The sequence below is a fragment of the Bartonella sp. AC10YNML genome (assembly GCF_042196825.1).
In the GTDB taxonomy this organism is placed as follows: domain Bacteria; phylum Pseudomonadota; class Alphaproteobacteria; order Rhizobiales; family Rhizobiaceae; genus Bartonella.
Genome location: NZ_JBHIRA010000003.1, coordinates 95,565 through 101,422, shown reverse-complemented (window position 1 = coordinate 101,422; position 5,858 = coordinate 95,565). Strand labels below are relative to the sequence as shown.

Genomic DNA, 5,858 nt, shown 5'->3' with positions numbered 1-5,858 from the left:
TTGAAGACACTTCTGTTCCCTTTGTGCAATAATATCTTTATGTCCAGCGCACTCTTGCTCTTTTTGCTCAAGTTGTTTAGTTAAATGCTTGTTCTGATAAATTGCCAATGCAAGCATTAAGCTTCCCCCACAACACACTATCATTGCCAAACCGAACAAAAAATCCACTGAGTATCCCGAATACCACAACTTCCCCATCAATATGATGCAGAAAATCATAACACCGCATCTTACACTCCCATATTTTTTCCCCCATTTCCACATGACCTTAATTGTAGCTATTCTGAAAGCTATTGCCAATTTTATGTCTTCTTCCATTCTTGCTCTCTTTTATTCTCACCAACATTTAACGCAGCTCTTTTATCGATCCCTCGATATTGTATCAATATGTATATATCTGATTTGAAAATAACTACATATTATATTTTAATAAAAATAATACACAAAATATAGATATTTTTATTGGTAAAATAAAACAATTTGTATTTAATTGTATTGCTCTTATGCTTTATGCACTTTAAAGAAAAGCCTTATAATTCTTAAAATGCACTCCCATAATATTGGTTCAAAGTACTCAAACGCCTAACACAGCAAAACATGGCTGCGTGCTCACCTTGTTTTGTAAAATTGATAAAAAGTGTCTCTCTACTCATTTATCGGCTCTTTTTTAGTAAATCGGCATCATCATACACTCTCCTAACCCCTAATGTTACTACAGCCCATAAAACTTGAGACGCTTCATGAAGAGGACTTATTCTTTCTAAAGTGTTTACCTCACGCAATCTTCCCTGTTTGGTATATGCAAGAGACATGGTTTTAACTGATTCAACATAACCAAATTTGAAACGAGAAATTCCATGTAAGATCTCTCATGAAAAACAATGCGTTATCATTATAAATCAACGTGACAGTGCTGTTATGAAGAGAACTCCTTGCACATCTTAATAGTCCATAGCGATTTAACTGGATATTATTTTATATTCTGTACACAAATGAAGTATTTTTATAAAAATGCTTCATCTCAGGCAGAAAAAAGAACAGCCCGTTAAAAAAGAAAAACACCTTAAAGCTTGCCTTTCTTTTTTCCATGAGAGTTTCAAATTGATAAGCCTGTCTGAAAAGAGTGCTGTTTATGCCTTTAAAGATACTGCTCTTGTATCAAGATCACTTACTCAGATGAGAATTGCAGTTTAGCCAAATGCGCATAAACATTATTTTTTATAATGAGTTTTGTGTGTTCCTTCTTCCACAAGAGAGTCTTTATCCATCACGAGAATACGATCCGCTTTTAAAATTGTTGCAAAACGATGTGCAATGACCAAGGTTGTACGATTTTGCATCAACCCTTCTAAGGCATCTTGCACCAACTTTTCACTGTTTGCATCTAAAGAAAATGTTGTTTCATAAAGTAGTAATACTTTGATTTATAATAATAATTCATTGTCTTGTATGTTGAATGAGAATCTCGAATACCGTAGGATTCTCTCATTTCAAATCGGTTCCATGGTGAATCAATCAAAACTATGTTTCTTGCACGTACCAAGCGGGGAGAGCCCGCGTGAATAAAAAACTATTAAGAAAAGATTTAAAATGCCTCTCATGAATCGTCTCAAGTGCTAAGGGCTGTAGCAACATCCACGAGTTGGCAAATATAATGATGCTGCTGGCTTGCTTCTTCATAAGCGTAAATATGCAGGTGCACAATAGCTTTACCGTTATAGCATTCATGGATGCCGTCGCGAAATAAGCTTGGATGCTCTTTGAGAGATATATCTTTAAAATAAGCCTGTGAAACTGTAACAAAACGGCGTTCTGTTTTCCGTGAGGAACAAAATCCCATTAAAGAACGGAATAAACAAGTGTGAGGCAATAAGCAATCTCCATTATTTAAAAGATATTGCTCTGAGCTGGCAAAGTGTGTGATGGTGCTGGCTTGCAGTAAGAGGGCTGCATTTCTTAAAATCGCCTATGCAATACCAATGCGTTGTCTTTGCCCTCCAGAAAGCATGGTACTGCGTTCTACTCCTTGCGTATCAAAGTCGTTTGGTAAAGCTTGAATAAATTCAAGTGCATTGTCCGCTTTAGCGGCAGTAAGAATTTCTTCTTCATGGGTATTTTCAATTCAAAAAAGATGAACTGTTTGCAATCGTTTTATCTGAGATTTTTATACGCTATGAGAAGGGGTGTATGCGTGTATTTCAAAATGATTTTTGAATTTAAAAAACGCAACCACTACGATTTATAAGGGCTTAAGACCTATCTTTTTCTGTTGGATGCGTTTTTGAATTAAATTTAAAGTGCACTCTTTGACAGGATAAAAAAACCATCGTTTGCAATCGTTTTGTTTAAAATTTTTGTACCCCATAAGAAGGAGGCTTTTACATGCCAATATTACCAAAACGATTTTTGAACTTAGAAAGACGACCACCACGGTCTACAAGTGTTTGGGATCCACCTGTCCATGCTGGATGCGTTCTTGGGTCAATATCTAGATTAAGGGTATCACCTTCTTTTCCCCAAGTGGAACGCGTCGTATATTGGGTTCCATCCGTCATTACAACGGTAATTTTGTGATAGTTGGGATGAATATTCGCTTTCATGCGTCAAACCTTTTGCGTTTATAGAATGAAAGAACACTTACTCATTTTTTTAAGTGCGCTTCCTTTGTCTTTTTGATACACTGATTTAAAGTATTTATTTCTATAGCTGAGCACGCATCAAAAAACAAGTGTTCAAGATACATCATTGTATCAAGTGTTATAAATCATTTAATAGAGTGAGCGAAATTTTATAATGTTACATTATCATTCAGAAAAATCTACGAAATCTTCCCATAAAAAATCTTCATTCTCTTCGCTTGCAATTTTTGTTCCTTATCTTTTGCGCTATCGTTGGTTGTTTATCTTTGCCTTTATTGCTTTGTCTGTTGCTGCTCTGATCACATTAGCTTTGCCAGTGGCTATCCGACAAATGTTTGATCATGGGTTTTCTACTTCAAGCCATGGACATATCAATTTTTACTTCGGAATTTTATTTATCTTAGCTTTGTTTCTCGCATTTGCTTCAGCTGGACGTTATTACTGTGTTATCACCTTGGGAGAACGGATTGTTGCCGATTTACGGCGTGATGTGTTTGTTCATATTATGAGACTCTCTCCTGCTTTTTTTGATCGGTCACATTCAGGAGAGATTGTTTCAAGGCTTCTAACCGATACAACACAAATAAAATTAGCCGTTGGTTCGACCGCCTCTACTGCTTTGCGTCAGTTGATTATCGTGATCGGAGCTGTCGTGATGATGGTGATCACCAATGCTAAATTATCTTTGCTGGTTCTGGCTGCTATTCCTATCGTGGCCATTCCCTTGGTGGTCTTTGGACGTAAAGTTCGCTCTCGTACACGTGCCGCGCAAGATCGTCTCGCAGATGCTAATGCTGTCGCTACAGAACAGGTAAGCGCTATTCGAACTGTACAAGCTTTTACCGCTGAAAAACTCGTTACAATACGTTTTTCACAATTGATAGAACGTGCTTTTCAAACAGCACGTGCTTCTGTAATCTTGCGCTCCTTTTTTACGGGGTTTGCAATTTTTTTGGTTTTTAGCAGTGTGGTTGCTGTTTTATGGATTGGATCGCGTGATGTTTTGAATGGAACGATGACAGGAGGGACCTTAGGACAATTTGTCCTTTATGCGGTTTTTGGAGCTTCTACTTTTGCGCAATTATCGGAACTGGGAGCAGAATTAATCCAAGCAGCAGGCGCTGCTGAACGGCTTGCCGAATTGTTACAAGAAAAACCTGCTATTGTAGCTCCTAAAAATGCTTTATCATTAGAGCAACCTGTTCGAGGTGAACTTGTTTTTGATCAGGTTGATTTTACCTATCCCTCTAGACCACAAGAGAAGGTTTTACGCTCACTTTCCTTTTCTATAAAAGCAGGTGAAACGGTTGCTTTTGTTGGGGCTTCCGGAGCAGGAAAAAGCAGCATTTTTTCTTTGATTCTTCGTTTTTATGATCCAATAAGTGGAACAATTCGGTTGGATGGCATGGAAATTAATCGCCTTTCTTTACAAGATTTACGCAGTGCAATTTCCTATGTTCCACAAGATGTCGCCATTTTTGATGGAACATTGCGCGATAATATTATTTTTGGAACTGAAAATACCCATGAAGAGGAAATCCTTGCTGCTGCTAAAGCGGCTAATGCACTTGAATTTATTCAAGCTTTACCAGATGGCTTGGATACGCAAGTAGGAGAACGCGGTACCATGCTTTCTGGGGGGCAAAAACAACGCATTGGTATTGCGCGGGCAATTTTAAGAAATGCACCCCTCTTGCTGCTTGATGAAGCAACATCTGCTTTGGATGCAAACAGTGAAAAGTTGGTGCAAGACGCCTTAGACGGGTTGATGCAAAATCGAACAACATTGGTCATTGCGCACCGTTTGGCAACAATTTTAAAAGCAGATCGTATTCTTGTAATGGATAAAGGCGCTCTTGTGGAAGAAGGAACCCATGCCGAACTTGTGGCAAAAAATGGCGTTTATGCCTATCTCGCAAAACTCCAATTTTCACCTGAGTGAGTGATCTTGATACAAGAGCAGTACTTGGGCAGCAGTACTTGGGCGTGAATACCGCGCTTTACAGGCAGAGGATTATTAATTTAAGGGCTCATGGAAAAAAGAGGGATAAGAATTAAGATGAAAAAGAGGAGCAAGAATTGAGGCAGTTTCTTTTTGAATTACAGGTTGTTCTTTTTTCTGCATAAGGTAGATCATTTTTATAAAAACGCTTCTATGTACAGAATATAAAACGATGCCAAGTTAATCTCTATGATTAAGGTGTATAAAGAACTCTCTTCATAATAAAACCGTCATGTTGTTTATTATAAAGATAATTTATTATTTTTCGTGAGAAATCCTAATACCATAGGATTTTCTTATGCTGAACTCTCATAGTGAATCAAACAAAATCTTTTGCTTGCACATCACAAGTGGGGTTGGTGTGTGGAGTGAAATTGTACAAGAAAGGAGCAAGAGCCTCTCTTGCCCCTTTAAGTTCCAAGAACTGTCACAACATTGGAGCGCTGACAAAAGAATATACGCTGGCAAAGATTAATAATGGTGCTCGCTTGCTTGAGTCCCTTATGCAGCTTACTTGATAGACTCTACCCTAAAAACTTACCCCACTCTTTAAAAAAAATTAATATGAAAAATTTTTCATGCCCTCTATCTCAGCGCTCTAAACAATAGTGTTTACCGAAAATCATGATAAGCTGTAATTTATAAATACGCTTCTCTCATCTGTAAAAGTATCCTTTTATTCTCTTTTAAAAAACGAACATTTTTTGAACATTGTTTGCAGATTCTTATTATTGAAAAAGAGCAAAGATTTTTTTAGCGTTTTTGGGTGTCTTTATAATTTTTGTGTGAGCGCGTATGAGCAACAGCTTTTGTAATAAACCCGCTTTTGGCAAAATTGTAAAATTTTATCAAATTTATTGTTTGTAAATATCACCACGACCACTGTCTTTTCTCCTTGCAGACACAACAACCTCAAAACACTTTCTCTTTGCTCACAAATCGTCTCTCCAACTCTCTCTTCCAGTCATAGCCTATAAAAGTAAGGATAGAGTGCTTTGATTGGACACCATCTTCTCATCCCCAAGACCCACAATCCCATCATTTATATTTACAGCCCTCATTTATAGCGCCTCCTGTTGTGCTTTAAGAAGGCATTTTAACGATGATAGGAACGTGTACAAAAGTATCTAGAGCAATATTTTTTAAATAATGGAGATTGCTTATTGCTTCACATTTTTGTTTATTCCGTTTTTTAATGGGATTTTGTTCCTCATGGA

The 5,858-nt window shown here is 37.3% G+C and carries 3 protein-coding genes and 4 pseudogenes; 2 read left to right on the top strand and 5 right to left on the bottom strand.

Features of this window, described 5'->3' with window-relative positions; all coding sequences use genetic code 11:
• From ACFINA_RS02770 to ACFINA_RS02760, 3 genes and pseudogenes are all read right to left on the bottom strand, one after another.
• Positions 1–318 (bottom strand): annotated as a pseudogene (locus tag ACFINA_RS02770) (hypothetical protein); the annotation flags it as partial.
• A 335-nt stretch (positions 319–653) separates the two neighbouring features.
• On the bottom strand, positions 654–812 hold the full coding sequence (locus ACFINA_RS02765; RefSeq protein WP_375614078.1) for a hypothetical protein: 159 nt from the start codon (positions 810–812) through the stop codon (positions 654–656).
• 356 nt (positions 813–1,168) lie between these two features.
• A pseudogene (locus ACFINA_RS02760) lies at positions 1,169–1,418 on the bottom strand (ABC transporter); the annotation flags it as partial.
• A 172-nt stretch (positions 1,419–1,590) separates the two neighbouring features.
• Here ACFINA_RS02760 and ACFINA_RS02755 point away from each other — a divergent pair.
• Positions 1,591–1,905, top strand: a pseudogene (locus ACFINA_RS02755) (integrase); the annotation flags it as partial.
• A 473-nt stretch (positions 1,906–2,378) separates the two neighbouring features.
• Here the strand turns inward: ACFINA_RS02755 and rpmE are convergent.
• Positions 2,379–2,600 carry a 50S ribosomal protein L31 gene (gene rpmE, locus ACFINA_RS02750; protein WP_005774581.1) on the bottom strand — a complete coding sequence of 74 codons (222 nt, stop codon included), beginning with the start codon at positions 2,598–2,600 and terminating at the stop codon, positions 2,379–2,381.
• A gap of 190 nt (positions 2,601–2,790) precedes the next feature.
• Between rpmE and ACFINA_RS02745 the strand changes: the two genes are divergently transcribed.
• Positions 2,791–4,581: an ABC transporter transmembrane domain-containing protein gene (locus ACFINA_RS02745; RefSeq protein WP_375615065.1), complete on the top strand. Its 1,791-nt coding sequence runs from the start codon at positions 2,791–2,793 to the stop codon at positions 4,579–4,581.
• Positions 4,582–5,760: 1,179 nt separating this feature from the next.
• Here ACFINA_RS02745 and ACFINA_RS02740 read toward each other — a convergent pair.
• Positions 5,761–5,858: pseudogene (locus ACFINA_RS02740) on the bottom strand (integrase); the annotation flags it as partial.